Annotated in this window: 17 protein-coding genes; 4 read left to right on the top strand and 13 right to left on the bottom strand. The window is 45.7% G+C overall.

Annotation, left to right across the window (positions count from 1 at the left end; translation table 11 throughout):
• Together EV213_RS11890 and EV213_RS11895 are read left to right on the top strand one after the other, a co-directional pair.
• Positions 1–1,653 carry an ABC transporter permease gene (locus tag EV213_RS11890; protein ID WP_133580765.1) on the top strand — a complete coding sequence of 551 codons (1,653 nt, stop codon included), beginning with the start codon at positions 1–3 and terminating at the stop codon, positions 1,651–1,653.
• Positions 1,650–2,354 carry an ABC transporter ATP-binding protein gene (locus tag EV213_RS11895; protein WP_133580766.1) on the top strand — a complete coding sequence of 235 codons (705 nt, stop codon included), beginning with the start codon at positions 1,650–1,652 and terminating at the stop codon, positions 2,352–2,354. Before EV213_RS11890 ends, EV213_RS11895 begins: the two co-directional genes overlap by 4 nt.
• Positions 2,355–2,663: 309 nt before the next feature.
• On the opposite strand, the gene EV213_RS11900 is transcribed toward EV213_RS11895, so the two are convergent.
• Entirely contained in the window at positions 2,664–3,599 is a 936-nt protein-coding gene (locus tag EV213_RS11900; RefSeq protein ID WP_166639284.1) for a GNAT family N-acetyltransferase, read from the bottom strand.
• Positions 3,600–3,737: 138 nt separating this feature from the next.
• Here EV213_RS11900 and EV213_RS11905 point away from each other — a divergent pair, with 138 nt between their 5' ends.
• Entirely contained in the window at positions 3,738–3,923 is a 186-nt protein-coding gene (locus EV213_RS11905) for a Fur-regulated basic protein FbpA (protein ID WP_133580768.1), read from the top strand.
• Here EV213_RS11905 and EV213_RS11910 read toward each other — a convergent pair.
• From EV213_RS11910 to EV213_RS11945, 8 genes are all read right to left on the bottom strand, one after another.
• On the bottom strand, positions 3,916–4,509 hold the full coding sequence (locus EV213_RS11910; protein ID WP_133580769.1) for a pyroglutamyl-peptidase I: 594 nt from the start codon (positions 4,507–4,509) through the stop codon (positions 3,916–3,918). The genes EV213_RS11905 and EV213_RS11910 overlap by 8 nt on opposite strands.
• A 24-nt stretch (positions 4,510–4,533) precedes the next feature.
• On the bottom strand, positions 4,534–6,138 hold the full coding sequence (locus EV213_RS11915; protein ID WP_133580770.1) for a gamma-glutamyltransferase family protein: 1,605 nt from the start codon (positions 6,136–6,138) through the stop codon (positions 4,534–4,536).
• Positions 6,139–6,171: 33 nt separating this feature from the next.
• Positions 6,172–7,311, bottom strand: coding sequence for a GntR family transcriptional regulator (locus tag EV213_RS11920; protein WP_133580771.1), 1,140 nt, complete (start codon positions 7,309–7,311; stop codon positions 6,172–6,174).
• Positions 7,312–7,711: 400 nt separating this feature from the next.
• Positions 7,712–8,632, bottom strand: a complete 921-nt coding sequence (gene spoIIQ, locus EV213_RS11925) for a stage II sporulation protein SpoIIQ (RefSeq protein WP_133580772.1) — start codon at positions 8,630–8,632, stop codon at positions 7,712–7,714.
• A 78-nt stretch (positions 8,633–8,710) separates the two neighbouring features.
• Entirely contained in the window at positions 8,711–9,772 is a 1,062-nt protein-coding gene (spoIID, locus tag EV213_RS11930; protein ID WP_133580773.1) for a stage II sporulation protein D, read from the bottom strand.
• A 305-nt stretch (positions 9,773–10,077) separates the two neighbouring features.
• On the bottom strand, positions 10,078–11,412 hold the full coding sequence (murA, locus tag EV213_RS11935; RefSeq protein ID WP_133580774.1) for a UDP-N-acetylglucosamine 1-carboxyvinyltransferase: 1,335 nt from the start codon (positions 11,410–11,412) through the stop codon (positions 10,078–10,080).
• A 32-nt stretch (positions 11,413–11,444) separates the two neighbouring features.
• The gene (locus EV213_RS11940; RefSeq protein WP_166639285.1) at positions 11,445–12,161 is read right to left on the bottom strand and encodes a YwmB family TATA-box binding protein; all 717 of its coding nucleotides are present in this window, start codon (positions 12,159–12,161) and stop codon (positions 11,445–11,447) included.
• A gap of 98 nt (positions 12,162–12,259) precedes the next feature.
• The gene (locus tag EV213_RS11945) at positions 12,260–12,493 is read right to left on the bottom strand and encodes a DUF1146 family protein (protein WP_133580776.1); all 234 of its coding nucleotides are present in this window, start codon (positions 12,491–12,493) and stop codon (positions 12,260–12,262) included.
• Positions 12,494–12,731: 238 nt separating this feature from the next.
• On the opposite strand from EV213_RS11945, the gene EV213_RS11950 reads away from it, so the two are divergent.
• Positions 12,732–13,253: a DUF1722 domain-containing protein gene (locus EV213_RS11950; RefSeq protein ID WP_133580777.1), complete on the top strand. Its 522-nt coding sequence runs from the start codon at positions 12,732–12,734 to the stop codon at positions 13,251–13,253.
• Between the two features lie 791 nt (positions 13,254–14,044).
• On the opposite strand, the gene EV213_RS11955 is transcribed toward EV213_RS11950, so the two are convergent.
• The 4 genes from EV213_RS11955 to atpA all read right to left on the bottom strand — a co-directional run bounded on the left by EV213_RS11955 (position 14,045) and on the right by atpA (position 18,503).
• Entirely contained in the window at positions 14,045–14,446 is a 402-nt protein-coding gene (locus EV213_RS11955; protein WP_133580778.1) for a F0F1 ATP synthase subunit epsilon, read from the bottom strand.
• An 85-nt stretch (positions 14,447–14,531) separates the two neighbouring features.
• The gene (gene atpD, locus EV213_RS11960) at positions 14,532–15,941 is read right to left on the bottom strand and encodes a F0F1 ATP synthase subunit beta (protein WP_133580779.1); all 1,410 of its coding nucleotides are present in this window, start codon (positions 15,939–15,941) and stop codon (positions 14,532–14,534) included.
• Between the two features lie 37 nt (positions 15,942–15,978).
• Positions 15,979–16,848, bottom strand: a complete 870-nt coding sequence (gene atpG / locus EV213_RS11965; RefSeq protein WP_133580780.1) for an ATP synthase F1 subunit gamma — start codon at positions 16,846–16,848, stop codon at positions 15,979–15,981.
• A 137-nt stretch (positions 16,849–16,985) separates the two neighbouring features.
• A complete protein-coding gene (gene atpA / locus EV213_RS11970) occupies positions 16,986–18,503 on the bottom strand; it encodes a F0F1 ATP synthase subunit alpha (protein ID WP_133580781.1) in 1,518 nt (505 codons plus the stop codon).
• Between the last annotated feature and the right edge of the window lie 18 nt (positions 18,504–18,521).

An 18,521-nucleotide genomic window follows, 5' to 3' on the forward strand; every position in this document is an offset into this window, starting at 1 on the left:
ATGAGAATACAAACAGTTTCAAGGAATTTGAAACGACATTTGAATAGTTGGACAATAGTAAGCCTTATAGGGGCAGCAGTGATACTGCTGCCTATTGCTATTGTCTTAGCCACCATGTTTACAGAACCGACTGAAAATTGGGATCACGTTAAAGCTTACCTTCTTGTTGACTATGTAAAGGGTTCCCTTACGCTTGCCTTCTTTACTACATTTTTCGCAACGACGATAGGAGTGGTATTAGCTTGGCTAGTCGTCGGCTATTCATTTCCCTTAAGAGGCTTTTTTCGTTGGGCTTTGTTACTACCTTTAGCTCTTCCTCCATATATAGCGGCTTTTACGTACAGAACCATGACAAGTTATACCGGCGTCATCCAATCTACGTTACGCAATCAATTTGGCATTACACTCCCGCCAGATACAATTGAGGTTCACTCAATCCATGGAGCTATATTTATATTGACCTTTTGCTTGTACCCCTATGTTTATTTGATTACAAGAAGTTTTTTAGAAAGACAAAGTGCATCTTATATTGAAAATGCAAACCTATTGGGTAAAAAAAACGTTCAATTGTTTTGGAAGGTTGTCTTACCAATAGCAAGGCCGGCTATTATTGCCGGAATGATGCTTGTTATTTTTGAAGTATTAAGTGATTACGGAGTTGCTTCGTATTTCGGCGTTCAGACCATTTCTACGTCTATTTTTCAAACCTGGTTTGGTATGTACGATGTGGACTCTGCTTTAAGATTAGCTGCATGGCTCATGGTCATTATTATTGGTGTTTTTATTCTTGAACGATTTCTTAGGAGGAATATGCGCTATACATCAACGAGCACTCAGAATAAACCTTTGCATCCAAAACAATTAAAAGGAATATCCTCTTGGAGTGTCCTAGTATTGTGTTCAGCTATTTTTCTTTTGGCTTTTGCTTTTCCTGTCATTCAGATTATAGTCTGGGCCGTATGGAGGTTTGAAGGATACTGGACATCTGATTTTTTGCACCTTATGTCAAACACGCTTCAAGTGTCCATCATAGCCACCGTCATTGTGGTCATTTTCTCCATTATTACAGCAAGAGTTGTTCGAACATTATCTTCTAATTTTGCTTATGGACTCTCTCGACTCATTACAGCCGGTTATGCGGTACCAGGAGCTATTATTGCTGTTGGGATACTAGCTGCATTCATCTTCATTGATGAATCTCTCTCGTCCTTTTATCAATTTTTAGGGCAAACAGAGGGAGCTCTCGTCCTGAGTCTTTCTCTAGGTATGTTAGTGACAGGTTATGTCATTCGTTTTATAGCTCCAGGTTACAATACAATCGATTCAGGATACGAAAAGATTTCAAAATTCTATTCGGAAGCATCTAGAACATTAGGTAAAACATCTACTCGAACGTTTATTAAAATTGAATTACCGTTACTTAAAGGAACCTTATTAGCTGCCTTTATTTTGACGTTTGTAGAGATTATTAAAGAGCTACCTTTGACAAAACTATTACGTCCTTTTAATTTTGAAACCTTAGCAACCCAAGCTTACAAATACGCCATAGACGAACGAATTATAGCCGCTTCTCTCCCCTCCATACTTTTAATTATTGTCAGTTTAGTTTCTGTTCTCATCTTTAATAGCATCGGAAAGAGGGATGAATCGTGAGTTTAGTATTAGTTGAGCAACTTAGTTATGCCTATACGTCTTCGAAACAACCTGTTATTGATGCTCTTTCGTTTACCATTGAACAACATGAAGTGGTCGGTATCTTAGGACCTAGCGGAAGTGGAAAGAGTACACTTCTGCGTCTAATGGCAGGTCTTGAAATTCCTCTAAAAGGAACCATATCTATTGCCGGACGGACTGTAGTAAACGATAAGTTGTTTATGGAAGCTGATCAACGGGGCGTCGGTATGGTCTTTCAAGATTATGCTCTATTTCCTCACCTTACTGTGGAAAAGAACATTATGTTTGGCTTAGGGAAGATAAAAAAAAGGGAACGTGAAGCAAGAATGCATGAAATGATAGACTTGGTGAAGCTTCATGACTTAGCTAAACGTTATCCTCATGAACTGAGCGGCGGACAACAGCAAAGGGTCGCGTTAGCAAGAGCCCTTGCACCAAAACCTACTATTTTATTGATGGACGAGCCATTTAGTAACCTTGATTACGATTTAAAACAAAGCATTAGGCTTGAATTAAAAACGATACTACAAACAGCGGGTATAACATGTCTCTTGGTTTCACATGATTTAAATGATGTGAATGATATCTGTAGTCGAGTAATCGATTTAACTGATCATACTCGAACCACGACAAGAGGATGCTTTGAAGACGTTTCAAATGCTTTGGTCAATAAGCGATAAAGGGACACCTTACGATAATGCCGAGGCAGAGGCGTCTTTCAAATGTATCAAAACAGAGTGCAGTCCCATTGGCCATGGAGTGGTTTAACACAAAGAGAATCCAAGGATCATTAGATGACTTGGATTCTAGAGAATTTGAAAAGGGGGAGACTTTTTCAAATTTGTTCAGTTTTGTGTTGTTGACAGACCAGGTCTTTGTTTTGCTGTCCTCAACACGAACAGTGGCCGGAGGGGAAGGTTTTCTCCACGCAAACGACTTGCCTTCCCATACCATGCCACTTTGTATGATAAGCGAGAAAAAAACTCGAATTATAGTTCTTTCCCGTACATCTCATAATGCTTATAAGGCACAAATCCCCATTTTTCATACAGACCTTCATGTGCGGTCCAATCAATTACAAGATGCTTTAAGCCTAATTGCTCCATGTAGGTGACAGCTTCGCCAATGATTTGCCGCCCGTAGCCTTTGCCTCTTGCGCTTTTGGCCACGCCTAAGGGACCAATGCCACCTAATGGTCCGTCAAAGAGGGGCGCCCAGTAGACGTTTTGCCCAATAATTGAAGTGGCGGGCTGATTTGTCCGTGCAAAAGCCACAATGTCGTCGTTTTCAACCAAGACGAGATAGGCTGCTCCAGATCCACCTGCCTTAAAATAACGACGAGCCTCATATGCCCATCGTCCAGGAAATTCACGATCAAGAAAAGCCAGCAGCGCGGGCGCTTCCTCTGGTTTAAGTGGGCGGACGCTTGGCTTATTCTCTGCTGTTATTGGCGGCACAACCTTTGCCAAATCAAATGCTTGTCCCTGCGACTGGTAGGCATGCTTTTCAAGCCATGTTGCCGTCTCTTTATACTCTGACGGCACGCCTGGAAAAAAGTCCCCAGGATCACGGCCAATGGCAATGCTCGTGGCACCCGCTTTTTGCAATTCTGCCTCAGCATGTCGGAGCAGCGCTGAACCAATGCCTTGTCGCCGCCACTTTGGCGCAACGGCCAGCCATTGTATCCACCCTGTTTGTTGATAGGAAGGAATCGCTTCCCCCTCTTGCCAGTATTTCACTGTAACAATACCTGCCAGCTCTTCGTCGACAAAAGCCGCTCTGCTTGCGCTCGGCAGCCAGTTCGGATCCTCCAACGTATTTTGACGAAACAAAGCTTCGCGCATCGGATAATCGCTCCCATGAACGTTATTCCAAAAAGCGATCCATTTATCCATTTCCTCAGACGCAATCGGTGTTAGCTCCATGTTTGTACCTCCCATTGATGATGTGTTTTTAACAGCCTAGCACATTCACTAAAAAACTTCCGCAAATGCCCATTGATGAATACGCTTTCATAACATATACTATAATAAAGAAAACGCTTACAAGAAGGAGAGATTATTATGGGTCTTTTTCAACGCAAATCAACAAACGAGTTAAATAAGGCAAAACTCATTGAGTCATTATTGGATTCTGGTGTGTACAAAATGTCAGATGGTCGCCAGCTGTATGAATCCAATGTAGCTGAATTAACGGAAGCATACAAGCTGCATGCCGACCATTGCTGGGACAGTATTTATATTAACTGATTGAACTGCGAATGGTTTCCGAAAGAATCTGTTCAACGGCGCGCTCTAAATCTGGCAACGTCCAACGTGTCTGCTCCTTCGTCGCTCCTACGTGAGGCGGCACATGAATAAAGCCCGCAGCCAACGACGGCCAGTTGTAAAGCACGTGATACATGAGGGCGTTACATACATACGTCCCTGCCGTGTTTGACATGCGCGCCCCCCACCCCTCTTTCATTAAACGTTTAACGAAAGCTTCATTAGGCAAACGACTGAACAATCCGTCTGGTCCCTCTTCTAAAAGCTTCCCTGGTGAACGAACAGCACGCCTTGTTTTTCCTTCCCCCCAATTGATAGCCACCCGTTCCGGAGTGATTTCCTGTCTTCCAGCAGCCATCCCTAGCATAACAAGGGCATCTGGCAAGCCGTTTTTTTCAACCCATTCCATCACCTGCACAGGTGCTTCATCAAATTCGACCGGTAGGACAAGCCCTTTAATCGCTACACCTTCTATGTGCCGCCCATCCATTGCGGATACAATATGAGTGGTTGGATTGTCGCTGTGTTCTCCGAATATACCAAAGCCTGTAAGCAGAATAGTCCTCACGACAGCAGCCCCCCCTCTCTCCCTTTAAAAAACAGCCACCTGTCCATCGGTTCGCATTTCCGTTCCTCCAGACAATACACCTGTTTCTTCATTTCGAGTAATGATCTGGCCCCTGCCAAAACTATAAGACGTTGGAGCAATTTGCACCTCATGCCCCCGTTGAACCAATGAGTGAACGAGTGACGCAGGCATGCTTTGTTCCACGAGCACCTTTTTCCCACCTGTCCATTGCCAGCGAGGCGCGTCCAAGGCAGCCTGAGGATTCAGTTGATAGTCAAGTAAATTCATGACCGCCTGCATATGGCCTTGTGGCTGCATAAACCCACCCATCACGCCAAATGCTGCATACGGAGTTGCCTCTTTCGTAATAAAGCCTGGGATAATTGTGTGAAATGTTCTTTTTTCAGGAGCGACAACGTTCGGATGTCTAGGGTCTGTCGAAAAGTTATGGCCCCGGTTTTGCAAGGAAATGCCTGTTCCTGGTACAACAATCCCCGACCCAAAGCCCATGTAGTTGGATTGAATGAAGGACACCATATTGCCCTCGCCATCTGCAGTGGAAAGATACACCGTCCCACTTGAGGATGGATCGCCGAAGGTCGGCTCGATCGCATAGTGATTTATAAGCTTTCGGCGCTCTTGCGCATAGTCTGACGACAGCAGACGCTCCAAGGACAACGTCATATGATCGGCGTCTGTGATGTACTGTTGTGCATCGGAAAACGCTAGCTTCATCGCTTCAATTTGCAAATGAACTTCATTTTCTGATCCCCACGAATGAAAGCTGTCTTCAGACACCATTTGCAGCGCCATCAATGCGGTAATCCCTTGCCCATTTGGCGGTAGCTCCCAAATGTCATGATCGCGATAAGGGATGGACACTGGATCCACCCAGTCCACTTTCATCTTGGCAAGGTCCTCTTTCCTGATGAATCCACCAGCTTGTTTTGACGCAGCGTCTATTTTCTCTGCCAATGTACCATGGTACATCGATTCAGCCTTCGTCTCAGCAATCTCTCTCAATGTCTCTGCATGGCGAGGCGACCTCCACAGGCTGCCTATTGCCGGTGCCTTCCCTTCAGGAGCAAACACAGCCATCCATTCTTGAAAGGCCTCCTCTGAAAGCTTTTGTTTGTATGTATGAAAGGCTCGTTCCCAATGGTACCCAAGCACTGGAGATAGAGGATACCCTTCCTCCGCATATTGAATAGCTGGGGCGAGCACTTCTGCAAAGGGGAGCTTGCCAAAGCGTCCATGAAGGGCAGCCCAAGCAGCTGGGGCGCCTGGAACTGTCACAGGTGTCCAGCCATATGTCGGAATGTAGGGAGTTCCACCCTCGGTTGGCAATGCATCTCGTGTCAGCATTGCCGGGGATCTTCCACTGGCATTCATGCCATGAAGCTCTCCCTTCACCCATACAATGGCGAAGGCGTCGCCCCCAATGCCATTCGACGTCGGTTCAACAACCGTTAGCGTAGCGGCTGTGGCAATGGCTGCATCAATGGCATTTCCCCCTTGCTGCATGATTGTGAGACCCGCCTGTGCCGCAAGCGGCTGAGAGGTGGCGACCATGCCATTTTTGGCGTACGAGACGTGTCGTTTCGATGGATGTGGATAGTGAAGAGGCATTGAAAAAACTCCTTTCCCAATTGTTTTAAGCGGTCATGACTTTGTGCGTTCTTCTGCAACTGCCAAAGGGTTGCGCGGAGGTGCAGTGCTCTCTCGAATGACAAGCTCCACCGGCAAGCTATACTTTTTCGCTTCCACCGTTTGGTTTTCCGCTTGTTCCAGCAATGATTTGGCGGCTAGGCGACCAATGCCCAAAAAGTCCTGAGCAATTGTTGTGAGGGAAGGCTCTGTATGCCGAGCCACCTCTGTGTCATCGAACCCTACGATAGAGAGATCTTCAGGCACACGGTATCCTTTGGCTGATAAAAGCTTGATAATTTGAATAGCCACCAGATCGTTTTCGGCAACAATAGCGGTCATTCCAGCAGTCATCATGTCGATCAGGGCTTCTGCGAGCTGTTCTGAGCGATTTTCGAGCTTATACGTCCCATTGACATTAAGGAGCATAAACTGCAACGAGGCTTCAAGCCCTGCATGTCTCAGCGCATCACAATACCCGAAATAACGGTCTCGCACAGTCGACGTCGTCTCTATCGGCACAGTGGAAATGTACCCAATGTGAGAATGTCCTAGAGTGATAAGATGCTGAACAGCTTTTCTGCCTCCATCACGATTGTCGGAAGTCACGCTCGTCATCGGCAAACCTTCATATTGCTTATCCAACAAAACAATCGGCGTTTGATTTGTGGTCAGACGATAGAGCACGTCCATGTTGGCCTTATCCGAAATCGGGTAAAACAAAAGACCCCTCACGTTTTGATGAGGCAACTCGACGAGCCAATCCCGTTCTCTTTCAATTTCTTCATGTGTCGTACAAATAGTAAACATGTATCGATGCTCGTTAAATACCTCTGCCGCCCCTTGCAAATAATTCATTAACCCCGTCGCTTTCTCAAAAGGAAGGACAAAAGCGACAATTTTATCCGCTTTGGCATTGTCCCCAAGACGCCTTGGCTTGACAAAGCTTCCGCTCCCACGTCGACGATAAATAAACCCTTCTCTCTCTAGTTCACTTAGAGCGCGCTTAGAGGTAATGCGGCTCACAGAAAACGTATCGGCAAGCTCAAGTTCTGTGGGGAGCTGTTGGTGCGCAGTCAACTTTCCCGTGACAATGTCTTTCTTTAGCTCCTCCATAATTTTCGCATACAATGGTTTTATGTCCTGTTTTTTCATTTGTTACGCCACTAAACAATGACTCGTTGGTTTAGACGTTCTTTCACAGTCTCTTTGATTCGTAACGTTTGTATACGTACACGACGTTTAGAGAATCATGTCAAACAACCACTTGCATTAGCAGCAAACTCACCTCTTTTCATATAGCTTATAGCAAACGCACCCATTCAAAATAAAGCGGTTTCGTTTATTATACTTCCTCCAAACCCTCTTCTAACAAAAACATTCAATTTTCTTTCAAAATGAACCCTTTCATAACGTTATTCTCATAATACAATTGTATAGGTTTATTCTGCATCACTGCAAGAAGTAGTTATTTGTTGCCCTTACACGACCTCTTCTTTTTCATCCAAGAAACAGAAAAAACGGCAGAAGCCCTTAAGCTCATGCCGTTTTTGTATTATGCTTGTGGCTCAGTTTCAGTGGTGTCGTCCTGACCGTTTTGATCATCTTCACGGTCCTTTTGATCATCCGCTGGTGGCTGTTCTTCGCCTTTGCCTTCGTCAATTACGGGATCCGTCGTGGCAGGAGGCTCAGTGTCGCCTTCCTTGTTGCCAGCGTCACGGTCGTCCTTGTTCTTCTCATCTTTGTTATGAGAAGCCTGTGCGTCCTCTGCTTGATCTTGTTCAGACTCTTCAAGTAATGAAGCAAGCTCTTTATCCATCACATCTTGTGGATTCACAGCCTCACCGTCTTTACGTACTTCGAAGTGAACATGAACACCAGACTCTTGGTTGTACTCACTTTGACCAGCTGTTCCGATGACATCGCCTTGCTTCACTGTATCGCCTTCTTGTACCTCGGTGTCTTGCAGACTATGGTAATACGTTTCCACACCTTCACCGTGGTCAATCTCAACAATATTTCCGAGCAAGCTGTCATTTCGAACTGCTACAACAGTACCACTGAGCGATGCAACGACGTCAAAGCTCTCTCCATTCTCTGCTGACAGGTCAATGCCTGTATTTGGGCTGAACTTGTTATTATGCATGACGAGAGCTTCTTCCTGTGCTTCTGGGTCTGCGTTTACATCATAAAATGCTTTAGCGACAACGACCTTTGTTTCCTTTGCTGCTGGCATAATAAATTGTTCATTTGGTGCTGCAACTTCGACAGCATCCTCACCAAACATTTCGGAGTCCAGTGTGAACTCTTCGTTCTGTCCGTCCTGTGCTTCCTCTAAAGCGTTATCTTGCATCCACAGAACCGATGTCAGAATCAATGCTGCACTTGCTAGATAGACTGCAGGGTAAAACCAGCGTTTCTTTGTGAGCTGCTTCCATTTGGATTGGCTCGAGGACTGCTTTTCTTCCTCTCTCATTCTTCATCACCTCAGCAATCATTCTGATCACTTTGGTGGAAAGTTATACCTGCATCTCAAAAAAATTTACTAGACGTCTTATTTGGCGGTACTGCTATCTACTAATTTATGCTCTGCCTTCATTTGAGCGACAAAGGGAGCCATCGTCGTAACATCAATGTCATGGTAGTAATAGGTCACAATGTCTTTGTAGGTTTTCCCTACCTCAGCCATTCCATTTGCCCCATACTGACTCATGCCAACCCCGTGCCCATAGCCTTTCGTAGAAAGCTCAATGTCTTGACCAACACGTCGCCATTCAAAATCGGTAGAACGTAAGTTTAACTGTTCACGCACGTCTCTGCCGGACATCACTTTTCCGTTGATATTGACCTCAGCCACGCGCTTTCCATCTGTTCGTGAAACAATGGTACCGACCGTCCCGTCGCCAGGCAATGCCACGTTCAGTTTCGCCTCAAACTCCTCAATTGGGATACGATTGACCTCTTTAAATTTTGGTGACTCCGTGTCCCAAGGGCTTTCTACAGAACGCAAGTAGGGAAACGCATTCGCCCAATAATCCTCAGAGTTTTCGGTATAGCCATTGCTCGTCGAAAAAAAGGATGCCGTAATGGGCGCATCGTCAAAGGTAAGAATTTGCCCTTGCGTTGAATTTACAGCTTGTTGAATTTTCTGGTGCTTCTCATCATACGCAGCACCCCAATTGTTCCTCAACTGGGCATCGTCGTAGTACACCTGATGCATGACAGTATCGGTCATATCCGCTCCCTCTGGCACTCCAATCACTTCCTCAGCCAACAGCTGCTTCACTGTGTACGTCCGTGCAGCCAATGCCTGCGCCTTCAACGCTTCCATTTCAAAGTCTGCCGGCATTTCCGCAGCCACCACACCAACAAGATACTGCTCTAAAGGCAACGTATCAATCGTTTCCTTCTCAGAACGATAGACGGCTACCTGAATGGATTCCGTTGTATCCTTCACATTCTCTTGAGCCGACTTCTCTTGCGGAGGTGACTGTTCATTCTGCTGAGTTGTGGAAGACGGCGGTGAAGCGAACGGAAGCACAAGAAGACTGGGAAGTCCGATGAGTACGACAAAAAAACCTACGATGATGATCAGTAGCCCTTGCAAAGATTTCATCCAATGATTCCTCCTAAAGCGATCTTCTCTCCCAACTATTCATATGAACATGGACAAGCCTTTAGACCACTCTTTGAAAGAGGAAAAATACTCTCTGAACGTGCCTAACTAGCGTTCAAGCGACGAAGAGCAAATGTCGGGATGAGGACAAGTCCTTACACCCCGCGCGGATTTTTTGAACCTACAATTATCTCGGACCTACTGTCGTATCGGTTGCGTGATCCCTTATCCCAATCATTCTTTGGCGCACATAAAAAAGACCCCCTATACGCTGGGAGTCCTTTAGACAAAATGATATACGTCGTTTAGGCAAACTTCGGTTTGACATTGACCGTAGAAGTGACTTTTTGAGTAACTTCACTAGGCAGACCGACTTCAATGGAGACTCTTTCAATGTCTGCACCTAATCCGGATAATTTTTCAACAAAATTGACGTAGCCTCGATCCATATGTTGGAGCTCAGTGACACGTGTATACCCATCGGCGACAAGGCCGGCGAGCACTAAAGCTGCTGCTGCACGGAGATCCGTTGCAGCGACTTCTGCGCCTTGAAGGTCGAACGGTCCAGACACAATCGCTGAACGTCCCTCAATTTTAATCGCTGCGTTCATACGACGAAATTCCTCGACGTGCATAAAGCGATTCTCAAATACGGTTTCGGTAATCATACTCGTTCCCTCAGCTTGCGTTGCGAGCACCATCATTTGTGCCTGCATATCTGTCGGAAAACCTGGGTGAGGCATCGTTTTAAGGTCTGCTGCTTTTAATTTTTCTGGAGCAATCACTTGAACACCTTCGTCTACCTCATTGCATTGCACGCCCATTTCTTCAAGCTTGGCAATTAACGACGACAAATGCTCTGGGACGGCACCCTTTACAATAATGTTCCCACCAGTAATCGCAGCAGCTACCATAAATGTACCTGCTTCGATTCGATCTGGAATGACGGCATGCTCGGTTCCATGAAGCTCAGCAACGCCTTCAATCTTCAATGTTCCTGTTCCTGCACCTTTGACTTTTGCGCCCATTTTGTTCAAATAATTAGCAAGATCAACAATTTCAGGCTCTTTTGCGACGTTTTCAAGGATGGTCGTTCCTTCAGCGAGTGTCGCCGCCATCATAATGTTTTCTGTTGCACCAACACTTGGAGTGTCTAGATAAATTTTTGCGCCTTTCAAACGGTCTTTCACATGCGCCTCGATATATCCATTTCCAACTTGAACGGTTGCCCCCATTGCCTCAAAGCCTTTAAGGTGTTGATCAATTGGTCGAGAGCCAATCGCACAGCCGCCAGGTAATGCAATTTTTGCGTGTCCACGACGAGCCAACAAAGGACCCATCACAAGGACAGAGGCACGCATTTTACGGACATATTCAAAAGGTGCTTCCGTTTTCAACTCTTTGGATGCATTGACAATTACTTGATTCTGACGTTCATTAAACGTCACATCAGCGTCCATATAGCGTAACACTTCATTAATTGTATAGACATCCGCAAGAGTGGGTACATCCGAAATGATACTTTCTCCTCGTGTAGGTAGAATGGAAGCAGCAATGACAGGAAGAACAGAGTTTTTTGATCCTTCTGTCTGAACCGTGCCGATCAACTTATTTCCACCACGGACGATGATTTTTTCCAAGCGATTCCCCTCCGCGTCCATTTTCACTTATATTAATATTCAACTGTAAGGATAGGTGTTCCAATGGTGACATCCACCGACTGCTCGGCTTCGTTTTCTCTTAAAGCCACTTGCAAATTCATAGGTCCTTTAGGTGTCTCGATTTGTTGGCTCCATAATTCATTATATGCAGAAACCGCTACAAACGATTGCTCATTCATCATTTCTATTGGTACTGCGTTAAATGAGCGAAGCAATGAACCAACCTCTTCAAGCAAACCACCTTCAATAATATCATTGACTTCTCCTTGGAGACAAGCAAAAATATCATTGTTTTCATTAAATAACATTGCTTTTGTTTCTACAAAAACGGACAATGCCTGTTGGTTAAAATGATCTCCAGTCATTCGATAGGAAAGCACAGACTGCCCATTTTTCTTTACAAAGCGAATATGCTCTGTGACGTTGGCTTGCTTGTCTATGCGCTTCGCATCCCAAGTGTTCTTTAATCCAGGCGTTTTGACCCATGAGAAGGCAGTAAAGATCCTCGCCAACGATTCTATAGAATCAAATCGTTCGCTGTCCACTGTTCTTGTATAAAGAGACCACATCGATTGACGAATGCCTCTCTCAACCATCATTTGTTGCGCCGTGTCTAAAAACTGTCCTGCTTCACTTATGTTGTCCTCTGATGTTCCCTTTCCCATTGCAGTATAAGATAAAACACAAAAAGCAAAAATAAGTGCACATGCGATTATTTTCAACTTCATACCTGTCATCCCCTCCTACGCTCAGTCTTAGCCTGAAACGTGGAGGAGATACGGAGAAAGGGTCGTCAACTTCCGACAAACTGTCTAAGCCATGTGTATTAAAAACCTTCGCTAAACACAGACGACCAAAGGTAATAGTCCATTAAAAAGCTAGCTACCCCTGCACCGATGCAAATGGTGAGAAGCACGAACAATACGCGAATCTGTGTGCTCTTTCCTGATTTGAACCAGGCGTCTAATTTTAAGCATTGCAGCGCCCACCACGTGACGGCAAAACAGACCAAGTGGACGACAATGCTGACAAGTGCAAAAGCTCCATCATAGGGAAACATGTATACGCCTCGTTTTCGTGTAGAGGTTATTACAAAATATTTTGGCTCATTTCCCTCTATTTTACTCTTTTCGACAGAATGATGCAAAATTCATGTGCTTTCTGAGACAATTATTTAACTGGCAACGTTTGCATCCATTTCACGCGTTGACGTCACGTTTTATTAGGTTTATCATTATGAAGGGGTTTCTTCGACAAAGTTAGCCATTTTTTTGATTTGGAAAGGTGGATTTCGATTCATGACAGAAAAAGAGATACTTAATGCTACGGAACAGCTCTGGTCTCAGAATAAATACAACAGTATGGCCAAGGGGTACGCTAGTTACGAAGCCGTTAAACGCGCGTTTAACGAAGCCACAAATGTTTCTGATTACCATCGTATCTTTTTGCGTATTCAAAATCTGCATGATGCTCCTTATTCTAAAAAAGCACTTGTGGATACATTCGAGCACATTTGGGGCTACTTTAAGCATGATGCGTCAGACGAGGAACGAGATCGATTTTTTGATTTGGTAGAGGCTTGCCATCCAACGGTTGGTGATGACTCTCACAAACAGTTGCCTGATGAGGCCCGCCGAGTCATTGCATACATTCACAGACTGCTTGCTATCCATCCAATTAATTTCTTACCCCAGAGCACTCTCTTATCCAATTCGAGCGCTTGGAACAACATTCAAGTGAACAACAAGCATTTTGCTGTAAATGAGTACCTTTATTTAGATGCCTTGCCTGTTCTTGAGGAATCTGTGACTGCATCTTAATTTTTTGAAGATCAAAAAGACTGTCTGCGACATCGGATATGATGTTGCAGACAGTCTTTTTGGATTCTTGCTGATTATTTGAGCACTCGTGGGTGTTTTTCGAGCGGTAAGTGGCGATTTTCGCGCACTCCCTCTACATTATCGCGCAACTTGATGTCTTTTTCGAGCACCAGGCGCGAATTCGAGCACTCAAGGCCCTTTTTCGAGCAGTAAGCGGTGTTTTTCGCGCACTCCCTCTACATTATCGCGCAACTTGATGTCTTTTTCGAGCACTGGGCATGTGATCGAGCACTCAAGGCCCTTTTTCGAGCAGTAAGCGGTGTTTTTCGCGCACTCCCTCTGCATTTTCGCGCAAATTAACGTCTTTTTCGAGCACCATGCGCGAATTCGAGCACTCAAGGCCCTTTTTCGAGCAGTAAGCGGTGTTTTTCGCGCACTCCCTCTGCATTTTCGCGCAAATTAACGTCTTTTTCGAGCACCAGGCATGAATTCGAGCACTCAAGGCTCTTTTTCGAGCAGTAAGCGGTGTTTTTCGCGCACTCCCTCTACATTTTCGCGCAACTTACCGCCTTTTTCGAGCACTGGGCGTGAATTCGAGCACTCGAGGTCCTTTTTCAAGCACTAAGCAGTGGTTTTCGAGCACTTCCTCTGCATTTTCGCGCAGCATAACGTCTTTTTCGAGCTCTACGGCGAATAAACTGATTTAGAAAAGTGGTTTTAAATTCTAGGCGCATGCAAAAAAAACAAGCACCGGAGAGCCTGCTTGCCCGATGCTTGCTTGTTCAATTCATTTATCGTTTGACGTTAATTCGGTTGATTGCGCGATTTAGCGCCAATTCAGCTCGTGCCTTGTCAACCTTTTCACTATTGTTCGTGCTGTTTAGTAATGCTTCGGCGCGTTGTTTCGCCTTATTGGCACGATCAACATCAATATTCTCAGGACGTTCAGCGGCCTGGGCCAAAATGGTGACTTTGTCCGGGCGCACTTCTAGAAAACCGCCACTCACTGCCAAATACTCCGTGTTGGTGCCGTTTTTTAGTCGAACTGCACTAATTGCCAATGGAGCGACCATTGGAATGTGACCTGGGAGTATTCCTAACTCGCCACGATTGGACTTTGCGACGACCATATCTGCACTGCCTTCATAGACAGGACCGTCTGGTGTCACAACATCCACATTAATTGTGCCCATTCTTTTCACTCCTTTGCAGAGGAATCAAACGCACATAGGACGCCGCCTGCCACCGAAAGGCAGCTGCTCCTGCGTCCTGTTGCGTTTATGCGTTTTGCTGCATTGCTTCCGCTTTTTCAACAACCTCTTCGATTCGTCCAACCAAACGGAATGCATCCTCTGGAAGGTCGTCGTACTTGCCATCGAGGATTTGTCTAAATCCAGTAATTGTTTCAGCGACAGGCACATAAGACCCTTCCTGGCCCGTAAACTGCTCTGCCACGTGGAAGTTTTGCGAAAGGAAGAACTGGATACGACGTGCGCGTCCAACAATTAGTTTGTCCTCGTCAGAGAGCTCATCCATTCCTAGAATCGCGATGATGTCCTGAAGCTCTTTATAACGCTGAAGTGTCTGTTGTACCTCTGTTGCTACACGATAATGCTCTTCTCCAACAATTTCAGGAGCCAAAGCACGAGACGTGGAAGCAAGTGGGTCTACAGCAGGGTAAATCCCTTGCTCAGTCAAACGACGCTCAAGGTTTGTTGTTGCATCCAAGTGAGCAAATGTCGTTGCTGGTGCTGGGTCAGTATAGTCATCGGCAGGCACGTAAACGGCCTGAATGGACGTAACGGATCCAAGGTCTGTCGATGTAATACGCTCTTGCAGCTGACCCATTTCTGTAGCCAATGTTGGCTGATACCCTACCGCTGAAGGCATACGGCCAAGCAAGGCGGATACTTCGGAACCAGCTTGTGTAAAGCGGAAGATATTGTCAATAAAGAGAAGAACGTCTTGTCCTTCTTCGTCACGGAAATATTCTGCCATCGTCAAACCACTCAAAGCAACACGCTGACGTGCACCAGGAGGCTCGTTCATCTGACCAAATACCATGGCTGTTTTCGCCAAAACGCCTGCATCCTTCATCTCATGATACAAGTCATTTCCTTCACGCGTACGCTCTCCTACACCGGCAAATACAGAGATTCCCCCGTGTCCTTGAGCAACGTTATTGATTAATTCCTGAATGAGAACGGTTTTACCTACACCCGCACCGCCAAAGAGGCCGATTTTCCCACCTTTAACGTAAGGCGCGAGTAAATCAACAACTTTAATGCCTGTTTCAAGAATTTCTGTTTTTGTAGAAAGCTTTTCAAATGTAGGTGCCTGACGGTGAATCGGATCTCTACGAACAGTTGTAGGAACAGCGTCCTCAAGGTCGATATGATTTCCGAGAACGTCAAACACACGTCCAAGTGTTACTTCTCCAACCGGTACGGAAATGGAAGCGCCTGTATCAATGACGTCAATACCACGAACGACACCGTCCGTTGACGCCATTGCTACGGTTCGAACCGTTCCGTTTCCAAGATGAAGAGCCACCTCAAGTGTCAACGTTTTTTGCTCGCCTGCCGACTCATACGTGACAGTTAATGCGTTGTAGATGTCAGGCAGATGGTCATCAAACCGAACGTCTACAACCGGACCCATTACCTGGATGATCGATCCTTTGTTCATCATGTACCCTCCTCATGATCTATTCAAAGCTGTGCAACTATTCTAATGCAGCGGCACCGCCAACAATTTCTGTAATTTCTTGCGTGATCGCCGCTTGACGCGCACGGTTGTAGGAAAGCGACAAATCGCCAATCAAATCGTCCGCATTGTCTGTCGCACTGCGCATTGCAGTCATACTTGATGCGTGTTCACTGGCCTTGCCATCCAATAATGCTCCGAACATTAGGCTTTCTGCATATTGAGGAAGAAGAACCTCTAAAATTTCAGCTTCAGATGGCTCATATTCATACATGCTTTCCTGCCCTGACTCCTTCGATTCGTTCATTAAATCGGTAAGGGGGAGCACTTTTCTTTCTGTTAGCTCCTGCGTCATTGTATTGACGAAATGTTGGTAGTACATATAGAGGGCATCAAATGTCCCTTCTGTGTATCCCTCAACCACCTTCGTCGCTACTGTTTTGATGTCTGCAAAGGATGGATGATCTGGCATATGAAGAGCAACATCTTCGACAGGAATTTTACGAGCACGGAAAAAATCAGCACCTACGCGTCCGATGACAAACAACGCATACTCTTTTTCAGAGGTATGTCGTTCTTGAATCAATCGATACACATGACGAAGTACAGTCGAATTGTACGGTCCAACAAGCCCGCGATCCGACGTAATGACTAGATAGCCCGTCCGTTTGACTTCACGGCTTTCTAACATCGGATGGCTCACGTCCGTATTCCCACCAGCAATCGATGCAACAACGTCTTGAACTTTATCCATATAGGGATGGAATGCACGCGCATTCGCCTCTGCACGATTCAGCTTTGAAGCAGATACCATGTGCATTGCACTCGTAATCTGTCTAATTTTTTTGGTCGACGTAATCCGGTTTTTGATGTCTCGCAAGTTTGCCATGCATGTTCACCACCTTTTCATTCGCAAGCCACCATATACATTGGCGGTTGCCTTTCTATTTTAAGGTCAAACGTTCTTTTCAAAAAGACCAGCCAGTCAGGTCGGTGGTGCCATGTCCGGCTGGCCTTTTGTATGCATTATTTCGATGCCGTAGGCGAAAAAGTGTTTTTGAATTCAGTGATTGCTGCCTTAAATGCGTCACCGTCTGGAAGCGTTCCAGATTCACGAATGCCATTCATAAGATCTTTTTGGTTATGTGCCATCCAGCCATGGAATTCAGCTTCGAAACGGATGATGTCTTCCACAGGAATATCATCAAGATAGCCTTGTGTAAGAGCAAATAAGATCGCTACCTGCTTCTCTACAGCCAAAGGCTTATGCAAATCCTGCTTTAGCACTTCAACCGTACGAGCCCCACGATTCAGCTTCGCTTGTGTCGCTTTATCTAAGTCTGATCCAAACTGAGCAAAGGCTTCTAGCTCACGGTAGGATGAAAGGTCTAGACGAAGTGTCCCGGCAACCTTTTTCATCGCTTTCGTCTGTGCGTCTCCACCTACGCGGGATACGGAAATCCCTGGGTTGATGGCTGGACGAACACCTGAGAAGAAGTAATCACTCTGTAAGAAAATCTGACCATCAGTAATGGAGATAACGTTTGTCGGAATGTAAGCCGATACGTCACCTGCTTGCGTTTCAATAAACGGAAGGGCGGTTAATGAACCTCCACCATTTGCATCACTAAGCTTCGCAGCACGCTCAAGCAAACGAGAATGCAAGTAGAAGACGTCCCCTGGGAAGGCTTCACGACCTGGAGGGCGACGAAGGAGCAAGGAAAGCTCACGGTACGCAGCCGCTTGTTTCGACAGGTCATCGTACACAACAAGCACGTGCTTGCCATTGTACATAAAGTCTTCACCGATTGTAACGCCTGTATATGGCGCGAGGAAAAGCATTGGTGCAGGCAAAGATGCCCCTGCGTTTACGACAATCGTGTAATCCAATGCGCCATGGTTACGCAACGTTTCAACTACCGTACGAACAGTAGAGTCTTTTTGTCCAATCGCTACATAGATACAGATCATGTCTTCATCTTTTTGGTTGAGGATCGTGTCAATCGCAATCGACGTTTTCCCTGTTTGGCGGTCACCGATAATAAGCTCACGCTGCCCACGGCCAATTGGAATCATGGAGTCAATCGCTTTAATCCCTGTTTGCAACGGTTCATGAACCGATTTACGATCCATAACCCCTGGTGCTGGTGATTCAATTGGACGTGTTCTTGTTGTTCCAATTGGTCCTTGTCCATCGACAGGTTGACCAAGTGAGTTAACGACACGACCGAGGAGTTCTTCCCCAACAGGCACTTCCATAATACGGCCTGTGCGTCGGACTTCATCGCCTTCACGAATGTCAGTGTATGGCCCAAGGATAATGATACCAACGTTGTTTTCTTCAAGGTTTTGCGTCATTCCAATGACACCGGTTGAGAATTCAACGAGTTCTCCAGCCATTACATTGTCTAGTCCATGAGCACGTGCAATTCCGTCCCCGATGGTAATGACTGTCCCGACATCTTGTACTTCAATTTCGGATTGATAGTTTTCAATCTGCTTTTTTAGCAGTGAACTGATTTCTTCCGCTTTAATACTGCTCATTTACTTCACCCCTGTCGT

The organism is Aureibacillus halotolerans, assembly GCF_004363045.1.
In the GTDB taxonomy this organism is placed as follows: domain Bacteria; phylum Bacillota; class Bacilli; order Bacillales; family DSM-28697; genus Aureibacillus; species Aureibacillus halotolerans.

Bases quoted from the DNA above. Each gene is read 5' to 3' on its own strand.
- EV213_RS11890 (WP_133580765.1), top strand. From the start codon at position 1: ATGAGAATACAAACAGTTTCAAGGAATTTGAAACGACATTTGAATAGT.
- EV213_RS11900 (WP_166639284.1), bottom strand. From the start codon at position 3,599: ATGGAGCTAACACCGATTGCGTCTGAGGAAATGGATAAATGGATCGCT.
- EV213_RS11905 (WP_133580768.1), top strand. From the start codon at position 3,738: ATGGGTCTTTTTCAACGCAAATCAACAAACGAGTTAAATAAGGCAAAA.
- EV213_RS11915 (WP_133580770.1), bottom strand. From the start codon at position 6,138: ATGCCTCTTCACTATCCACATCCATCGAAACGACACGTCTCGTACGCC.
- EV213_RS11920 (WP_133580771.1), bottom strand. From the start codon at position 7,311: ATGAAAAAACAGGACATAAAACCATTGTATGCGAAAATTATGGAGGAG.
- spoIIQ (WP_133580772.1), bottom strand. From the start codon at position 8,632: ATGAGAGAGGAAGAAAAGCAGTCCTCGAGCCAATCCAAATGGAAGCAG.
- spoIID (WP_133580773.1), bottom strand. From the start codon at position 9,772: ATGAAATCTTTGCAAGGGCTACTGATCATCATCGTAGGTTTTTTTGTC.
- EV213_RS11940 (WP_166639285.1), bottom strand. From the start codon at position 12,161: ATGAAGTTGAAAATAATCGCATGTGCACTTATTTTTGCTTTTTGTGTT.
- EV213_RS11945 (WP_133580776.1), bottom strand. From the start codon at position 12,493: ATGTTTCCCTATGATGGAGCTTTTGCACTTGTCAGCATTGTCGTCCAC.
- EV213_RS11950 (WP_133580777.1), top strand. From the start codon at position 12,732: ATGACAGAAAAAGAGATACTTAATGCTACGGAACAGCTCTGGTCTCAG.
- EV213_RS11955 (WP_133580778.1), bottom strand. From the start codon at position 14,446: ATGGGCACAATTAATGTGGATGTTGTGACACCAGACGGTCCTGTCTAT.
- atpD (WP_133580779.1), bottom strand. From the start codon at position 15,941: ATGAACAAAGGATCGATCATCCAGGTAATGGGTCCGGTTGTAGACGTT.
- atpG (WP_133580780.1), bottom strand. From the start codon at position 16,848: ATGGCAAACTTGCGAGACATCAAAAACCGGATTACGTCGACCAAAAAA.
- atpA (WP_133580781.1), bottom strand. From the start codon at position 18,503: ATGAGCAGTATTAAAGCGGAAGAAATCAGTTCACTGCTAAAAAAGCAG.